The sequence below is a fragment of the Nakamurella panacisegetis genome, assembly GCF_900104535.1.
Lineage (GTDB): Bacteria > Actinomycetota > Actinomycetes > Mycobacteriales > Nakamurellaceae > Nakamurella > Nakamurella panacisegetis.
The window spans coordinates 687,957-704,351 of the sequence record NZ_LT629710.1 but is presented as its reverse complement, the minus strand read 5'-3'; the positions used below and the strand labels follow the sequence as shown (position 1 = coordinate 704,351).

15 protein-coding genes are annotated in these 16,395 nt (G+C 68.4%); 11 read left to right on the top strand and 4 right to left on the bottom strand.

Features of this window, described 5'->3' with window-relative positions:
* Positions 1-159: 159 nt before the first annotated feature.
* The 6 genes from BLS97_RS03070 to BLS97_RS03045 are packed head-to-tail and all read left to right on the top strand — an operon-like array spanning position 160 to position 4,808.
* Positions 160-492, top strand: a complete 333-nt coding sequence (locus BLS97_RS03070) for an STAS domain-containing protein (RefSeq protein WP_090474549.1) — start codon at positions 160-162, stop codon at positions 490-492.
* Positions 489-908, top strand: coding sequence for an ATP-binding protein (locus tag BLS97_RS03065; RefSeq protein WP_090474548.1), 420 nt, complete (start codon positions 489-491; stop codon positions 906-908). Before BLS97_RS03070 ends, BLS97_RS03065 begins: the two co-directional genes overlap by 4 nt.
* A 15-nt stretch (positions 909-923) precedes the next feature.
* Positions 924-2,177 (top strand): PP2C family protein-serine/threonine phosphatase, encoded by a 1,254-nt coding sequence (locus BLS97_RS03060; RefSeq protein ID WP_090474547.1) that lies wholly within the window; start codon positions 924-926, stop codon positions 2,175-2,177.
* Entirely contained in the window at positions 2,174-2,596 is a 423-nt protein-coding gene (locus BLS97_RS03055; RefSeq protein WP_090474546.1) for a response regulator, read from the top strand. The genes BLS97_RS03060 and BLS97_RS03055 overlap by 4 nt, the downstream gene beginning before the upstream one ends.
* Positions 2,593-2,994, top strand: a complete 402-nt coding sequence (locus BLS97_RS03050) for a response regulator (protein WP_090474545.1) — start codon at positions 2,593-2,595, stop codon at positions 2,992-2,994. Before BLS97_RS03055 ends, BLS97_RS03050 begins: the two co-directional genes overlap by 4 nt.
* On the top strand, positions 2,991-4,808 hold the full coding sequence (locus BLS97_RS03045) for a sensor histidine kinase (protein ID WP_090474544.1): 1,818 nt from the start codon (positions 2,991-2,993) through the stop codon (positions 4,806-4,808). Before BLS97_RS03050 ends, BLS97_RS03045 begins: the two co-directional genes overlap by 4 nt.
* A gap of 60 nt (positions 4,809-4,868) precedes the next feature.
* Here BLS97_RS03045 and BLS97_RS03040 read toward each other — a convergent pair whose 3' ends face one another.
* Positions 4,869-5,294, bottom strand: a complete 426-nt coding sequence (locus tag BLS97_RS03040) for a MarR family winged helix-turn-helix transcriptional regulator (protein WP_197676382.1) — start codon at positions 5,292-5,294, stop codon at positions 4,869-4,871.
* A gap of 78 nt (positions 5,295-5,372) precedes the next feature.
* Here BLS97_RS03040 and BLS97_RS03035 point away from each other — a divergent pair, with 78 nt between their 5' ends.
* Complete coding sequence (locus BLS97_RS03035) at positions 5,373-6,338, top strand: quinone oxidoreductase family protein (RefSeq protein ID WP_090474542.1); 966 nt, start codon at positions 5,373-5,375, stop codon at positions 6,336-6,338.
* Positions 6,339-6,445: 107 nt separating this feature from the next.
* On the opposite strand, the gene BLS97_RS24115 is transcribed toward BLS97_RS03035, so the two are convergent.
* Positions 6,446-7,573, bottom strand: coding sequence for an exosporium glycoprotein BclB-related protein (locus BLS97_RS24115; protein ID WP_269457488.1), 1,128 nt, complete (start codon positions 7,571-7,573; stop codon positions 6,446-6,448).
* Positions 7,574-8,134: 561 nt separating this feature from the next.
* On the opposite strand from BLS97_RS24115, the gene BLS97_RS03025 reads away from it, so the two are divergent.
* The 3 genes from BLS97_RS03025 (at position 8,135) to BLS97_RS03015 (ending at position 11,337) form a co-directional block, all read left to right on the top strand.
* Complete coding sequence (locus tag BLS97_RS03025; RefSeq protein WP_197676381.1) at positions 8,135-8,719, top strand: cation transporter; 585 nt, start codon at positions 8,135-8,137, stop codon at positions 8,717-8,719.
* Between the two features lie 181 nt (positions 8,720-8,900).
* On the top strand, positions 8,901-10,955 hold the full coding sequence (gene glgX / locus BLS97_RS03020; RefSeq protein ID WP_090481170.1) for a glycogen debranching protein GlgX: 2,055 nt from the start codon (positions 8,901-8,903) through the stop codon (positions 10,953-10,955).
* A 76-nt stretch (positions 10,956-11,031) separates the two neighbouring features.
* Positions 11,032-11,337, top strand: coding sequence for a DUF1905 domain-containing protein (locus tag BLS97_RS03015; protein ID WP_090474539.1), 306 nt, complete (start codon positions 11,032-11,034; stop codon positions 11,335-11,337).
* A gap of 29 nt (positions 11,338-11,366) precedes the next feature.
* Here BLS97_RS03015 and BLS97_RS03010 read toward each other — a convergent pair whose 3' ends face one another.
* On the bottom strand, positions 11,367-12,191 hold the full coding sequence (locus BLS97_RS03010) for an alpha/beta fold hydrolase (RefSeq protein WP_090474538.1): 825 nt from the start codon (positions 12,189-12,191) through the stop codon (positions 11,367-11,369).
* Between the two features lie 150 nt (positions 12,192-12,341).
* Positions 12,342-12,716, bottom strand: coding sequence for a DUF2255 family protein (locus BLS97_RS03005; RefSeq protein WP_090481167.1), 375 nt, complete (start codon positions 12,714-12,716; stop codon positions 12,342-12,344).
* A 287-nt stretch (positions 12,717-13,003) separates the two neighbouring features.
* Between BLS97_RS03005 and BLS97_RS03000 the strand changes: the two genes are divergently transcribed.
* The gene (locus BLS97_RS03000; RefSeq protein WP_157695136.1) at positions 13,004-16,387 is read left to right on the top strand and encodes a VWD domain-containing protein; all 3,384 of its coding nucleotides are present in this window, start codon (positions 13,004-13,006) and stop codon (positions 16,385-16,387) included.
* The last annotated feature ends 8 nt before the right edge of the window (positions 16,388-16,395 follow it).

The following is a 16,395-nucleotide window of genomic DNA, read 5'->3' as shown; positions in this document are numbered from 1 at the left end:
GAGGCCGGTTCCCCTTTCGCGCCATGCGGTCGTGACTCACAGTTCCGTCCCGACTGGCCTTCGGATCCTTTCGGGTGCACATTTCGCCGATCGGCGCGCAGCCGAAGATCGGTACGTAGGATCACATCGGAACGCACACCGGAATAGAGGCACAGTTACATGAAGTTCGACGTCACCTTCCCCAATTCGGGCGCGGCCGTGATTCGTCCGTGCGGCCGATTGAACATGACGGCGGCGCCGGAACTCCGGGACCTGGTTGCGACGGCCGTCCGTGAGCAGGGACGCTCGCACGTGGTCGTCGACCTCACAGCCACTGACTTCATCGATTCATCCGGGCTCGGGTCGCTCATCGGTGGCCTCAAGGCGGCGCGCTCGGCCGGCGGGGACCTGCGGATCGCCTGTCCCACGACGCAGGTCAGGCTCGTGTTGGAGTTGACCAACATGCTCCGGATCCTCCGTCCCTATGAGACCGTCCAGGACGCCCTGTTGTGACCGATGCCGTCGTCATCGAGCATTCGCTGCATGCCTGCGTGGACCCGGACTGCCTCGGCAAGGTGCACGCGCTGGTCGAGCAACTGTGGGCCGAGTCGGTCGACGTGGCCGAGATCGATCGCATCCTGTTCGAGTCCGCGGTACTGGAAATCGCCGGAAACATCGTGCAGCACAGCGTCAGTGACCAGCCGATCCTGTGCAACTTGACACTGCGGATCTATCCGACCCGGCTGGAGGCGGTGTTCTGCGACACCGCGGAGGAAGCGGCGGTCGATGTGGAGTCCGCGACCATGCCCGACGACCTGGCCGAGAGCGGCCGGGGTCTGGCCATGACCAAACGAGCTCTCGATCAGCTCAGCTACCAGCGCGAGGGCCATGTGAATTGCTGGCGCCTGAGCCGGACCCGGACGGGCTGAGTGGGGACTGATCCGATGACGACGCAGGGGGTCGTCGTCCTGGCCGAGGACGACGCCGATCTCGGGCGTTTCATGATGCTCGCCCTCCAGAAGCGGGCCGGAGTCACGGTCCGGTTGGTTGCCGACGGCCGGCTGGCCCTGGCGGCGCTGGCCGACGGGCCGGTCGACGTCCTGGTGACGGACATCCAGATGCCGGGTATGACCGGTCTGGAGTTGGTGCAACAGGTCAAGGAAACCCATCCCGATCTGGCGATCGTGATGATGACGGCACACGCCACGGTCGAGTACGCCGTGGCCGCGCTGCGCCATCAGGTGGACGAGTTCCTCGTCAAGCCGGTGGCCGCGGCCGAACTGGTTTCCAAGGTGCGGCAACTCGCCGAGCGGAGTGTTCTCCGGCGGGCGACCGCGGCCCGCGCGACGAGCGGTCCTGATGGCGACCACGCGGCGACCGACTACGAGCGCAGCCTGCTGGCCGAACTGAACTCAGCCTCGCGTGAGCACCAGAGCCTGACTGCGCAGATGGATCGGGCGGCACAGGTGCAGCGGGACCTGCTGCCGCGGCAGCTGCCGGTCGTGGCCGGCTACGAGTTCGCCGGCGTCTGTGTTCCGTCTTTCGCCATCGGCGGAGACTTCTACGACTGGCACCCGACGCCCGGTGGGGTCGAATTCACGATCGCCGACGTGATGGGGAAGGGCATAGCCGCCGCCATCATGACGGCCACCGTGCGAGCGGTCATGCGCGGCCTGGTTCCCGGCGGATCTCCGGCCGAGGCCATTGCCACCGCCGCCTCCGCGCTGCTCGGGGACCTGGAGCGGACCGGGACGTTCGTCACCGTTCTGCACGGGCGGCTCGACGCCGACACCGGGACGATCGCCTACGCCGACGCCGGCCACGGACTCAGCCTGCACGTCCACGCGGACGGCAGTCACGTGCGGCTCACCAGTAACGACCTGCCGATCGGGATCATGGACGGCAGCGGATGGGCGGCGCAGTCCTTGACGTTGTCGCCGGGGGACAGTCTGATCGCCTTCAGCGATGGACTCTTCGACCTGCTCGGCGGCGAGCTGGGGGTCCTGGACGACGTCGCGACCATGGTGCACACCTCCGCCACCTGCCAAGAGGTGGTGGACCGGATCACCAGATTGGCCAACCGGGATGTCCTGCCGGACGACCTCACGTTGATCGTCATCCGACGGGACGCAGTCGCCTCATCGACCTCGGCGTCGGGTGCGCCGGTCGTCGCGATGTCGTCCGAGCAACGGGCATGACGGTGAGCCGGACCAGCAGCGACGCGCCGTTTCCGGTCGGTGGGCCGGAGCGCGCGCCGGACGCGACACCGCCGACCGTGCTGATCGTGGACGACGAACCGGATCAGCTGCAGCTGCTGAGCACCTACTTCCAGCGCGCGGGATGCCTGGTGGTACCGGCGATCGACGCCGAGCATGCGCTCAACCTGCCGCCCGGGACGCGACCCGAACTCATGGTCCTGGATCTTCGGCTCCCGGGAATCGACGGGTGGGAGCTCACGGAGCGGCTGCGGACGCTCTACCCGGGATGTCCGATCGCGATCACCTCGGTGCTGGACGCGGCCGACTATCCAGCCGCGGAGAGCGTGATGCCCAAACCGGTGACGGCCAGGGACGTCCGAACCCTCCTGCGCGCTGCCTTCCCGGGGCGAGTGCGATGACGGCCGCGTCCGTCGACCGGACGGTGGTGATCGCCGACGACGACCTGGACATACGGCTGCTGGTCGAGACCGCGGTTCGCCGCGCCGGTCTGACCGTGGTGGCCAGCGTCGGTGACGGTTCGGCCGCCCTGCTGGCCGTTCAGCGGTTCCGTCCCGATCTGGTCATCCTCGACGTGTCCATGCCCGGGATGACCGGGTTGGAGGTGTGCCGGTCCATGCGACAGGAACCGGCGACCGCTCTCACCCCGGTGCTGATCGTGTCGGCCGCCGTGCATCCCGCTGCGCTGCAGGCGGCCGCGGACGCCGGCGTGACATCGCACGTGCAGAAGCCGTTCGGCGTCAAGCTCCTGGTCCAGCAGATCGCCTCGTTACTCCCCCCGGAGGCCCCCACCCCATGACATCCACCATCTCGGCATCGACCGGGTCGTTCGTCGACGCTTCCTCGGTGCCGGCCGGGAAAACGGCTCCGCCGGTGCGGCTTCGACGCCTTCGAGCGTTCGCGACCGGTTTCGCCAGGGACCAGAACTCCGTGCTCCAGCGTCAACTGTGCGTCCTGGTGGTCTATGTCGCGTCCCAGCTGATCCTGCTGGTGCCGGACGTCAACATCACCCACGGTGGTCTGATCGGCGCCGGCGCACTGGTGATGGTCGGCGCCACCGGGACCGCCTACGGCCTGCGCAAACCGCGAATCCCGAGTCGGTGGGCCATGGTCGTGCCGCTGCTCAGCATTGTGTCCATCGGGCTGCTGCGGGCCGGCACGGGCGGCGCGTTCTCCGTGTTCACGATGATGCTCGTGCTGCCAACCGTCTCGCTCGGCGTGGAACCGGGCCGGTTGCCCCTGCTGTTCGGCGGTCTCGTGATGGTCCCGATCATGTGGCTGCCGATCCTGTTCGACCCGACCACCTTCCAGGACGGCCAGTGGACCAAAGTGGTGTTCATCCCGGTCATGCTGGGTCTGACCTGCCTGTCGGTGAACGAGTTGATGACCAGGTTGCGGGCCCGGGTGCGTGCGGTGAACGCCCTGCAGCGTCGCCAGCAGGATCTGCTCGTCGATGCGACGGCGAATGCCGCCAGGAGCGAGATGGCGACCGCGGCGGCCCGCGAGTCGACCAGCCAACTCATCAATGTGATCGATTCGGTGACCGAGCAGGCCATCATTGCCACCGATGTGACCGGGGCGGTCGAGGTGTTCAACTCCGGCGCCCAGAAGATGCTGCGGATCGCCGCCCACGACGTGCTGGGGCGGTCCATCCTGCAGTTCCATCTCCGCGACGAACTGGACGCCCGGATGCCGGAGATCGCCGACGGCGCCACCGGTTCGCCCTTCGATGCACTGACCGGTCCGGTCCGCAAGGGCGTCCCGGCGGCTGCTGACTGGACCTACCGGACGGCCGACGGAAAGGACCTGCGGGTCCACCTGACCGTGACGTCGCGGAGCGACGCCTCCGGGCGCGGGGACGGGTTCCTGTTCGTGGCCACCGACGTGACGGAGGACCGCGAGCAGTCGCGGGTCAAGGACGACTTCGTCAACCTGATTTCCCACGAGCTCCGGACGCCGTTGAGCTCGATCCTGGGCTATCTGGAATTGCTCGGCGACGACGAGGACAACCCGCTGTCGCCGGAGCAGACCCAGTTCCTGGAGGTGATCAGCCGCAACGCGAACCGATTGCTGCGACTGGTCTCCGACCTGCTGTTCACGGCCCAGGTGGAGGCCGGTCGATTCGATCTGCAGGGTCAGTCGGTCGACCTCCGTACCGTGGTGACCGCCTCGTGGGAGACGGCCGCGCCGCTGGCCGCTGACCGCGGACTGACCCTCCGGATGTTCACCCCCGAGGAGCCGGTGATGGCCTGGGGGGATCCGATTCGGCTGGGCCAGGTTGTGGACAACCTGATCTCCAACGCCGTGAAGTTCACGCCCGCCGGTGGGCGGATCGTGCTCAACCTGACGACACCCGACGACGAGACCGGCCGGGCCCTGATCTGTATCACCGATACCGGACTCGGAATCCCGGCCACCGAACTCGACCGGCTGTTCTCCCGCTTCTTCCGGGCGTCCACCGCCACCGACAACGCTGTTCCCGGAGTGGGTCTGGGTCTGAACATCACCAAGGCCATCGTGACCGCTCACGGCGGCCGGATCACGGTCGCGAGCACCGTCGGCCAGGGAACCACCTTTGCCGTCGAACTACCGCTGGGGGACCAGAGCACCTGACGAGGTCGACCACGCTCGTCGGCTCCCGCCGCCGATGTCCGTCCGGTGCTGGGTCTCGGGTTATCGCTGCTGATCGGTGATCTGGGCCAGAAGGCGTTCGAGCGTCTGTCGTTCCGCGGGTGCCAGGTTGGCCAGAAGAGGTTCCAGCGCGTTGTTCGAGCGCAGTTCCAGCGGTGCGACGAATTTCCGCCCGGTCGGCGTCAGGGCGACCGAAACCCCTCGACCGTCGCTCGTGGCGGCTTCGCGGGTCACCAGGCCGCGTTGCTCCGCGCGGCCGATGAGGCCCGAGACGCTGGACCGGTCGATGCCGAGAGCCGCGGCGAGTTCAGCCATGCGTGGGCGCCGATCGCGCAGGATCGCCAGCATGCGCAGCTGGGTCAGGGACAGGTCGGCCTCGGCGGCCAATCGCGCGAGGCGTCCCATCACCTCGAACGACACGCGTGCGAGTTCGTCCGCCGCCCCGCCTTGCTGCCCCGCCGGGTCCACGTTTGACATAGTTGGTATTCCTCACTACTCTAGTTTGTGTTACCAACCATACCGTCATGCCGGCCGAAAGGACACGATATGCGCGCCGCCGTCGTCACCGCGTTCCACACCCCGCCCAGCTGCGAGGAATTCCCCACCCCGGAGCCGGCCGACGGGCAGGTGCTGATCGATGTCCTCGCGTCCGCGATCCACCCGCGCGTCCGGTCCCAGGCCGACGGTTCCCACTACACGAGCGTCGGTGAGCTGCCGCTGATCCCGGGAATCGACGGGGTCGGCCGCACCGCGGACGGCCAGTTGCGATACTTCGTCCTGCCCGACACGAACATCGGGGCAATGGCCGAACAGACGCTCATCGATCCGCGTCGCAGCGTCGTGCTGCCCGAGACCATCGACCCGATCGTGATCGCCGCGGCGATGAACCCCGCGATGTCGTCCTGGATCGCGCTCCGGCGCCGGATCGACTTCCGGCCCGGTTCCCGGGTCCTGGTGATGGGTGCGACCGGCAACGCCGGCCGCATGGCGGTCCAGATCGCCAAGCGGCTCGGCGCGTCCCACGTGACGGCAGCCGGCCGCGACGCCGAGAAATTGGCCGGCCTCGCGGCACTCGGGGCCGACACCCTCATCAACCTCGGCCAGGAGAAGGCCACCGCCACCAGCGAGCTGGCCGCGGTCGGTCGGGACGTCGACGTCGTCGTCGACTATCTGTGGGGTGAGTGGGCGGCGACGGCCCTGAGCGCAATCGTGCCGGCCCGCCGGGACGACGCGCAGAAGCTCACCTGGATCCAGGTCGGTTCCATCACCGGCCCCGAGTCACCCATTCCCTCGGCGGCTCTCCGCGCCTGCAACCTGCACATCGTCGGCAGCGGGCAGGGCTCCGTGTCGCCCCGCGACATTCTCGCCGAACTCCCGTCGCTGGCGTCGGAGATCACCAGTGGCCACTACGACATCGCCGCCCGCGCCGTCCCTCTTGCCCGCGTCACCGCCGCGTGGGCAGACGCTGCCGTCACCACTGACCGGCTCGTGGTCATCCCGTCCGCCCGTTAGTCCGTGCCCCGATCGGCGACGGTCACTTCGCATGGATTGGCAGGGTGGAATGCCGAGGGCCGCGGTCGGAAATCCGACCGCGGCCCCCGTCACAGCGGGTGTCTGGGTCAGGAGACGCCCAAGCTCGTGCTCGCGTAGCCGGTGAAGGTGTTGATCAGGTTGATTCCCTCCGCGGTTGCGCTGACCACCACGATGGCGGCGGTGGTGGTGGTGATCGGGATGCTCAGACCGTTCGTGATGCAGGAAATGACGGTCCCAATCGCGGGATTTCCGCTCAATGCCGGACTCAATGTGCACATCGCTCCCGGCACGGGGGCGAAGGTGTTGCTGTTCGTCTCGACCGCGGTGTAGAGCTGCGCCGTGATCGTGCCGATGGTACCGCTCAAGCTCAAGGGTTGAGTTGTGCTGAAGCGGGCCGAAATCGACGTGATCGTCCCGTCGCGGGGGAACATCTGGACCACCTCTCCGTTGGCCGTCATGTCGACCGTGTTCTGCACCTGGGTCGGGTTGGACGAGCCAACACCGGACAGTGGCAACGCGGCGACTGCCCCGCTGAGGCCGCCGGCCTCCGTCGTCATCGAGACCGGGGCACCGCCGGAGGCAGCCAGGATGGTGCCGGCGCCCGCCTGACCACTGACGCCGATCGGACCGATCGCGCCGGTGTCACCCTTGGCGCCGGTGTCACCCTTGGGCCCAGCCGGGCCGACCGCACCGGTGTCACCGGTGTCGCCCTTCGGGCCGATCGCGCCGGTGTCGCCGGTCGGGCCGGCGGGACCGGTCGGGCCGGCCGCAACCGGGGCGTAGTAGCCGAGGAGATCGATGACCACGTTGACGGTGCCAAAGGCGTTCCGAATGTTGAACTTCTGGTCCAGGGAGAGGGCGATCACGGCTGCGTTGGCGGTTGCCGACTTGTCGATCCAGTTCACGGTCGAGGTGCTCGGCGCGGGGGTGCCGGTGGCGTAGAGGGAGAGGTAGGACGGCTTGGTCCCGTCGACCACAGTCACGTTGACGGCGATTGCCGTAGCACCGCTCGGCACGCCGGTGGCGGTCACCGTGATGACGCCACCCGCCGGCAGCGGCACATGGGACCCGCCGGTTCCGGTCCTGGTGTCCAGCAGGCGGACCGGGGTGACGGTGTGGAGCGTCAAACCGCTGCTGACAGTGTGGGGGACCGGGGTGGCGGAAGCCGCATTGGTTCCGATCAGCAGTCCGACGACGGCCAGTGCTGTGATCACGCGGCCTCGGCGCGTGAATCTGGACAATCCGCTTTTCTTCATTTTCTCATTTCGGGAAGCTCGATTGAAGCGGGGCGAAAGGGGGAAACTTGCGGTCAGATCGGCGGCGAAAGTCCCACTCTGCGGGTGAGCACGCCGACCTGGTGGTCGTGACGAGCCGATGATCTTGTGCCAGAACAGGTTCCTAGTCGTGATCGGGCGAGTGCACGATGTCTGCGACTGGGGGCTGCGGTGTCATAGCTGGAGGCCAGTGCTGGGTCGTCGGCCCTCCCTCGGAGGGCGTATCAGCACGCTAACAAAAAGGCCTCACCGCTGAGAAGACCCCGTCCAGGGGGCTGATCGGTCCTCATGGTGACCTATTGCTACCGGACTTGTCGGAGGTTTGCCCCGGACGAGCTCTGTCGGCTCCACCGGGCACTCGTTGGTGGAGGCGGGTCTCCGGTGGCGGTGGTTCGATCGGCGACGGACGCTGGTCGCCGCGCTTGCCCCGCTTCGCGCGCCGCCGGGATGCGCTGCCACTCCTCGGACGGAGGGTGAACTCCGAGCCGTATGATCGCCGCGATGTCCCTCTCGCATGCTCGACTCCTTCGCCGAGGCCGGTTGCTCGAGGTGGGGACGCTGGGCTGGAATGTGGTCGGGCTGGTCGTTCTGGTCTTGGCTGCGGTCGGCGCCGGCTCGGTCGCCCTGGCCGGGTTCGGGCTCGACTCACTCATCGAGATCGGCGCCAGCACCGTCGTCCTGTGGGAGCTCTCCGGCGTCGGCGAGGAGCGGCGACATCGCGCCCTCCGCCTCATCGGCATCGCGTTCGTGCTGCTCGCCGTGTACCTGGCCGTTCAGTCGGCCGCTGTCCTGATCACCGGCCACCATCCGCGGCCGAGCCCGCTCGGCATCTACTGGACCGCGGCTACCGCGGTCGTGATGTTCGGCCTCGCCGCCGGAAAGCGGCGAACCGGGCAGCAACTGAGCAATCCGGTCCTGATCACCGAAGGTCGGGTCACCACGGTCGACGGTCTGCTGGCCGTGGCGGTACTGGTCGGCCTCGCACTCAACGACCTCCTGGGCTGGTGGTGGGCGGATCCGGTGTCGGCCCTCGTCATCGTCTACTACGCGGCTCGCGAAGTTCGCGAGATCTTCACCTCGTCCTGAGAGCATTCCGGCCGGCGCCGGCTGCGAGGCCGCCGCGGCCTTCGCCCGAGCGGGCCGCCGAGCCCGTTTGGAATCCACCGGTACCGGTGATCTGAAGGGCGCGGGCGCGGCCCTCGACGCGTCACCAGCCTGGCGGTTCGTGAGTGTCGGCGGCTTGGCCCTGTTCGCATCCCTCGATCAGATGGCGGAGTACCCCTTGACGCGACATGACCGGTCCCTTCCCCACCCGCTGGGCGTCACCGTGCGAGACGGTGGGGCGAACGTCGCCGTCTACACCGGCACGGCCGACCTGGTCGAGGTCTGCGTCTTCGACGCCGACGGCAACGAGACCCGTACTCCGTTGTGCGATCGCACCGGCCATGTCTTCCATGGCCTGGTGCCGGGCATGACGGCCGGCACGCGGTACGCCCTGCGGGTGCACGGTGAGTGGAACCCGAAGATCGGCCTGAGGCACAACGAGCACAAGCTGTTGCTTGACCCGCACGCCACCGCTGTCTGCGGCGAGTACACCTGGGGCCAAGCAGTTTTCGCGCACGACATGAACAACCCGGAGGTCAAGGACGAGACCGATGCCGCCGGGTCCACGCCGCTGTGCGTGGTCACCGACAACCAGTTCGACTGGGCTGACGACGCTCCTCCGGGCACCCCGTTGTCCGAGACGATCGTCTACGAAGTGCACGTCAAGGGCTTCACCCAGCTGCATCCGGACGTGCCGGAGGAGATCTGTGGCACCTACGCCGGTCTGGGCCATCCGGCTGCCATCAAGCATCTCACCGACCTGGGGGTCACGGCGGTGGAGCTGCTGCCGGTGCACCAGTTCGTCCAGGACGATCACCTCGTACGGAAGGGCCTGCGCAACTACTGGGGCTACAACTCCATCGCGTTCCTGGCCCCGCACGGCGAATACAGTTCGGTCGGTGACGCCGGCGGCCAGGTCGGCGAGTTCAAGTCAATGGTCAAGGCTCTGCATGCGGCCGGGCTCGAGGTGATCCTCGACGTCGTCTACAACCACACCGCCGAGGGTAATGACATGGGGCCCTCGTTGTCGCTCAAGGGCATCGACAACGCGGCCTACTACCGGTTGGTCGAGGGGGACGAGGCGCACTACTTCGATACGACGGGGACCGGGAACAGCCTGAACGTGTCCCATCCGGCCGCCCTGGGCCTGATCATGGACTCGTTGCGGTACTGGGTGACCGAGATGCACGTCGACGGATTCCGGTTCGACCTGGCCACCACGTTGACCCGTCAGGGTGGTGACACCTCGCTGCACAGCGCGTTCACCGACATGATCGCCCAGGATCCGATTCTCGCCCCGGTCAAGATGATCGCCGAGCCTTGGGACACTGCGGGATATCAGGTCGGCGGATTCCCGGCCGACTGGTCGGAGTGGAACGGGAAATTCCGCGACGATGTGCGGGCGTTCTGGGGTGGGCAGGACAGCTTGCTCGGGACCCTGACCCAGCGGGTCCTCGGCAGCCCGGACGTCTACGAGAGCGATCGTCGCTCCCCGAACGCCGGCGTCGGATTCGTCACCGCCCACGACGGCTTCACGCTGCACGACCTGACGTCCTACAACGTCAAGCACAACAGCGCCAACGGCGAGGACAACAACGACGGGGAGAGCGACAACAAGTCGTGCAACAACGGCGCCGAGGGGCCCACCGAGGACGAGGCGGTCACGATCCGACGCGCTCGTGCCGTCCGAAATCTCCTGGCCACGCTCCTGCTGTCGGCTGGCGTCCCGATGATTCTGGGCGGCGATGAGATGGGAAGAACCCAGGGCGGCAACAACAATGCCTACTGCCAGGACAACGAGATCTCCTGGTTCCATTGGGACGCGGTCGATTCCGAACTCGTGGAATTCACCCGCACCCTGATCAGGCTGCGCAGGGACAATCCGGCACTGCGTCCGGTGTGGTTCCGGTACGCGCCGGCCGAGGGCGTCCGCGACTGGGTGCGGGTGCTGCGCTCGGACGGTGGCGAGTTCGACGACCAGGACTGGTCCGATCCCGCCGCCCGGTCGGTCATGTTCGTGGTCGGCCACGACGGCGCGGACGCGTTCGCCCTGCTGCTCAACGCCGCCGAGAACGGCGTCGAGTTCGCCGTTCCGGCGGCCCCGCACGGTGAGTGGGAGCTGGCCTCCTCCAGCGATCCCGAACAGCAGGTCCTGTCCCCGGTCACCACGTTGACCGCCCGCGATTCGTCGTTCACGCTCCTTCGGTCGGCTCGTTGACCACTGCCGGCCGGCCCGGAGTTTGGCATGATCGGGCCGGGCCGGTCGACCGTCCGGTTCCAGACGGGAGAGGGTCGTGGAATTCGTCTTCGATGGTGAGATCTGGTACTGGCGAGGCCCTTCGCCATATCACTTCCTGACGATCCCGGACGGCGACGCTGACGCCATCGGGGCGCAGGCCCGGGAGCTGACCTACGGCTGGGGGATGATCCCGGTCCAGGTCCGCATCGGGAGGACGGAATGGCGCACGGCCATGTTCGCCAAGGACGGTGGGTACGTCCTCCCGATCCGGGACAACGTGCGCCGCGCCGAGGATCTCCATCTCGGCGACGAGGTCACCGCGCGGGTGAGGGTGCTCGAGCCGGTTCGCCGGCCCCGCTGAACCACACGGGGCCGGCGAACGGGTCGGGTTCAGGACCGGAAGAACTCCAGCAGATCGGAGTTGATGACGGCCGCCTGCGTGGTGGGCATGCCGTGCGGGTAGCCCGGGTAGATCTTGAGCGTCCCGTTCTGCACGAGTTTGACCGACAGCACCCCGGCGTCCTCGTATGGGACCACCTGGTCATCGTCGCCGTGCATCACGAGCACCGGCACCGAGATCTTCTTCAGGTCCTCGGTGAAGTCGGTCTGCGAGAAGGCGACGATCCCGTCGTAGTGGGCCTTGGCGCCGCCCATCATGCCCTGGCGCCACCAGTTCTCGATGATCGCCTCGACCGGCTCGACGCCCGGCCGGTTGAAACCGTAGAAAGCAGTCGAGGCCAGGTCGCGGTAGAAGGCCGATCGGTTCGTCGCAACCTGCTCCTGCAGGCCGTCGAACACACTCTTGGGCAGGCCGCCGGGGTTGGCCGGTGTCTGAACCATGATCGGCGGTACCGAGCTGATGAGCACGGCCTTGGCCACCCGGCTCTCGCCGTACTGGGCGATGTAGTGGGCGACCTCGCCGCCGCCGGTCGAGTGACCGACGTGGATCGCGTCGTGCAGGTCGAGGTGCTCGACCACAGCGGCCAGATCGGCCGCGTAGTGGTCCATGTCGTGGCCGTCGCTGGTCTGGGTGGAGCGGCCGTGCCCGCGGCGGTCGTGCGCGATGACACGGTAGCCGTGCAGGAGGAAGAACATCATCTGGGTGTCCCAGTCGTCGCTGGACAGGGGCCAGCCGTGACTGAAGACGATCGGCTGTCCCGAACCCCAGTCCTTGTAGAAGATCTCGGTTCCGTCGCTGGTGGTGATCGTGGCCAAAGCGCTGCCTCCGTGCAGTTGGGGATGACGTGCGATACGTCCGTTCCCCGAGCCTAACGTCGCCGCGTTCGGCGCCGGCCGGCGAGTGCGTCTTGTTCCACGGGCGTCATCCCGCCGTCGCCCGTGTGTCATCTGGCGGTGACGCGGGCTTCAGTTCGGCCCGAGTCGGATGGTGGTGCGCGCGGCCTCCGGCCCGACGACCGGATCGACGATGGCCGGTCCGTAGCGGTCGTACTTACGGTGGAATTCTGCGTCGATCGCCTCGGCGTTGTGGTGTCCGGTCTCGTCGAACAACACGTCCCGCTCGACGCCGCCGGCCCGGATCCGGCCCGTTCCCGAAATGACTGCCCTTCGGTACCAAGGGTTCTCGGGACCATGGGCCGACCGGACGTACAACTCGTCATCGGCCCGAACGACCCAGATGGTGACATAGGCACGCAACGTCCCGTCGGGTCGGTGCGAGGCGATCTGCAGTTCCTCGGCGTCGCCGATCCGGGTGAGATCCTCGGTGGTCCATGTGGTCATCGCCGCTCCCGGGGTCTGCCGCCGGGTTGGTACCCGGCCGGCTCCGATCAATGGACCGAGCCTACGACGAGGGCGGTCGACCGGGGATCGGGCGCGGTATCCGGTCCTCTCGAAGCGGCCGCCGGCCCATCCGGGACGCGGTCGTCGTGGTCCCGGATGTCCGAAAGGGCAACGTTTCGGTCATTCGCGACGCCCGGCCGGCCGGTCGGTGCGAGGGTGGATCGGTGCGGTGGGCCGGACACCGCGACCAGCCACACCCTGACCGGGCAGAACAGAGGATGACGACGATGAACCTTCGCACGATGCTGCGGGGTCTGGCTGTGGGCTCGGTCACCCTGGCGGCGAGTGTGGTCCTGGGTCAACCGGCCCACGCCGATGACGGCGGTCTCGACGTCACCGTGCAGGCGGGCCATCCGGTTCCGGTGGTGGTCCTGACCAACCACGGCCGATCGCCCTGCCAGGTCAGCACCATGTCGATCGGCACCATCAGCCTGACCGGCGTCCAGCAGAACGGCCGGGCGATCGAACCGGTTGCGATCACCCCCTCGTTCGACGACGACCTCGGCTACACCATGGGCCAGCATCTGACCACGCTGACCCCAGGGCAAACGGCTCGCCTTCCGCTGGACGTCGTCGCCGCCGGGCCGACCGGGTCCGCGCTCCGGACGGTCTCCTTCTCGGCGGCGGTCATCATCGGATCTCTCTACCCGATCGACGCCGGACACCCGGTCGAGGTCCGGGCGGCCTACAGCCCGCCGGACATCACGGTCTCCGGGGCGCCGCTGTGCGTGCCCGGTTCGGATTCGGCGAGCGGGACGGCGGCGACCGGAACCTCCTTCCCGGCAGGCGCTTCCACTTCCTCGGCCGCCACCGGACGGGCCGCGGCCGCCCCCGGGCCCGCGGACAGCGGCGGCATGTCCTGGAAGCGGTGGGCGGTGATCGCGGCCGTGTCCCTGGTGTTGCTTGCGGTCGCCGTTCTGTTGCTCACCCGCCGGGCTCGCCGGCGGCGCATCGGCGCGGGGGCCCTGGGCGTGATCCTGTTGGCCGCGGCCGCCGCGGTGGCCGCCCCGCCTCCCAGAGCGGCGGCCACCGTGACCGGAGCCGGATCGGCGGCCGGCGCCGTGGCCGCCTGCGTCGCCGGCTTCAACGCGCCCGGCGGCGACCCGGCCGGCATCATGGGCACCCTGAACAATCCGGCCGTGCACGTGAGCGTCAACCTGGACACGTCGGGCAGCAACGGGGAGAACCGGTTGGACCCCAACAACATCTTCATCTACTGGAACCCGACCGACACCTCTGAGCTGAGTGGGCACGTGGCCCGGGTGCCGTGTGACGAGCTGTACCACGAGATGTACCACGCCTTCGAGGACACCACTCCGCAGGGCGTCGACGTCCACGAATGCTTCGACCAGGCCGGCAATCCGACCGGCATCGCGATCAAGGAGGTGCACGCCACCGACGCGGAGAACAAGCTCCGGGCGAGCAAGAACGAACCGCTCCGCAAGCAGTACGGACCGAACACCCTGCCGCCCGGCGGGTGCCGGCCGCCGAAGCCCAGCGACCCGCTGTGCCATCCGACCCGTGGCTGCCCGACCCCGCCGGCCAAACAGGGCCAGACGACGGCCGACCCGCACGTCACCTCGTTCGACGGGCGCCGCTTCGACTTCCAGGCGGCCGGGGAGTTCGTCGTCACCCGGGACACCGCGGCCGACCCGGCCACCGCGTTCCAGATCCAGGTCCGTGCACAACCCTGGCCGGGTAGCCGACTGGTCGGCGTCAATACCGCCATGGCGGCCAACGTGGCCGGCGACCGGGTCGAGGTGACCGTGGCCAACGGACAGATGGCGGTGCTGGTCAACGGGTCGCCGCACCCGCTGACGGGCGGATCCCTGCCCAGGGGCGGCGACCTCATCTACACGCCGAGGGCGGCCGGCCCGTTCCTGACCATCGACTGGCCTGACGGGTCCTATGTCCTGGTAACGCTCTTCAGCCGCACCCTGACCCTGATCGTGGTGCCGTCGGCGGCCCACTACGGACGCTTGACGGGACTGCTCGGCGACGCCGACGGCAACCCGTCCAACGACCTGCCCGCCGCGGCCGGATCCTCCGCCCCGAGCTACGACGTCCTCTACCCCGGGTTCGCCGACAGTCTGCGGATCAAGCAGGCGGAATCCCTGTTCACCTACTCCACCGGCACGAGCACGACGACCTACACCGACCGCACGTTCCCCGACCGCTCCGCCGCCCCGTCGTCCCGGTCCGCGTGGGCCCGCGCAGTGTGCACCGCGAACGGGATCACCGATCCGGTCACGCTGGAGAACTGTGTCCTGGACCTGGCCAACACCGGCAACCCCGGCCTGCTGGCGGCATCCCAACTGACGCAAGCCGTCGCCACCAGCTTCCGGATGGACGGCAGCGGTACCACCGTCGCGATCACGCCGTCCGGGTCGAGGACCACGGTGCCGTTCACGGGCCGGGCCGGGCAGAAGCTCTACGTCGACGTCGTCGCCAGCACCCTGCCGTCGGCGTGTGGGCAATTGAGCTTGCAGGACAGCACCGGGAAGTCGTTGGCCACCGGGTGCATCATCAACGGAACCGGGGGCATCGACGCCGTCACCTTGCCGGCCGACGGTGCCTACCAGGTGGTGGTCGCTCCACCGGCCGGCGTCACCGGAACGGTGACCATGAGGCTGGTCTCGGCCTCCGACCAGCGGGGCGTACTGACCATCGACGGGCCGCCGGTGGCGGTCGGGGTCACTGCGGCCGGAGGCGTCGGTCGCCTGACCTTCGCCGGGACCAAAGGGGACGTGGTCTACGTCAACATCCCGACGGCCACGTTGTCCAGTGCCTGCGGAGTGATCGCCATCCACGACCCGAACGACGACGTGCTGGCCAGCGGATGCGTGATCGACGGGCAGGGGTCGATCGACCGGACGACTTTGCCGGCCACCGGGACATACGCCTTCGTGCTTGATCCGGCCGGGGCGGCCACCGGCGGGGTCCAGGTCCGCCTGACCCGGGCCGTCGACCAGGTCGGGACCATCCAGGTGGACGGCCCGGCCGTGGCGGCGACCGTGTCCCAGCCGGGGGCGGTGGCCAGGCTGAGCTTCGCGGCGTCGGCCGGGGAGAAGGTGTTCGTACGGGCCGATTCAGCCACCGTTCCGGGTCAATGCGGCGATCTGTCGCTCCGGGGGCCATCCGGGAACGTCCTCGACACCGGATGCGTGCTGGATGGCAAGGGTCAGGTGGACGCGACCCTGCTGCCCGATGACGGGACGTACTCGGTGGTGCTGGATCCGGCCGACGCCGGCATCGGCGCGGTCCGGCTCCGGGTGATCCGCGACATCGACCAGCAGGGCACCATCGCCCTCGGTGGGCCGCCCGTCACGGCGTCCGTGGCCCAACCGGGTGCGATCTCCCGGTTCACCTTCCAGGGCACTGCCGGCCAGAAGGTGGCGGTCATCGCCTCCGGCTCCACCCTGCCGGCCGACTGCGGTCAGCTCCGGCTGCTGGACGCGTCCGGTGCCGTCGTGACCACCGGGTGCCTGGTCGGCGGGGCCAGCGGCATCGACCCGGTCGCGTTGCCGGCCACCGGGACCTTCACCGTTGTCCTCGATCCGGGCGACGCGGCAACCGGACAGGTGCAGTTGGCTCTCACCGCAGCGTCCTGACCCTGGGA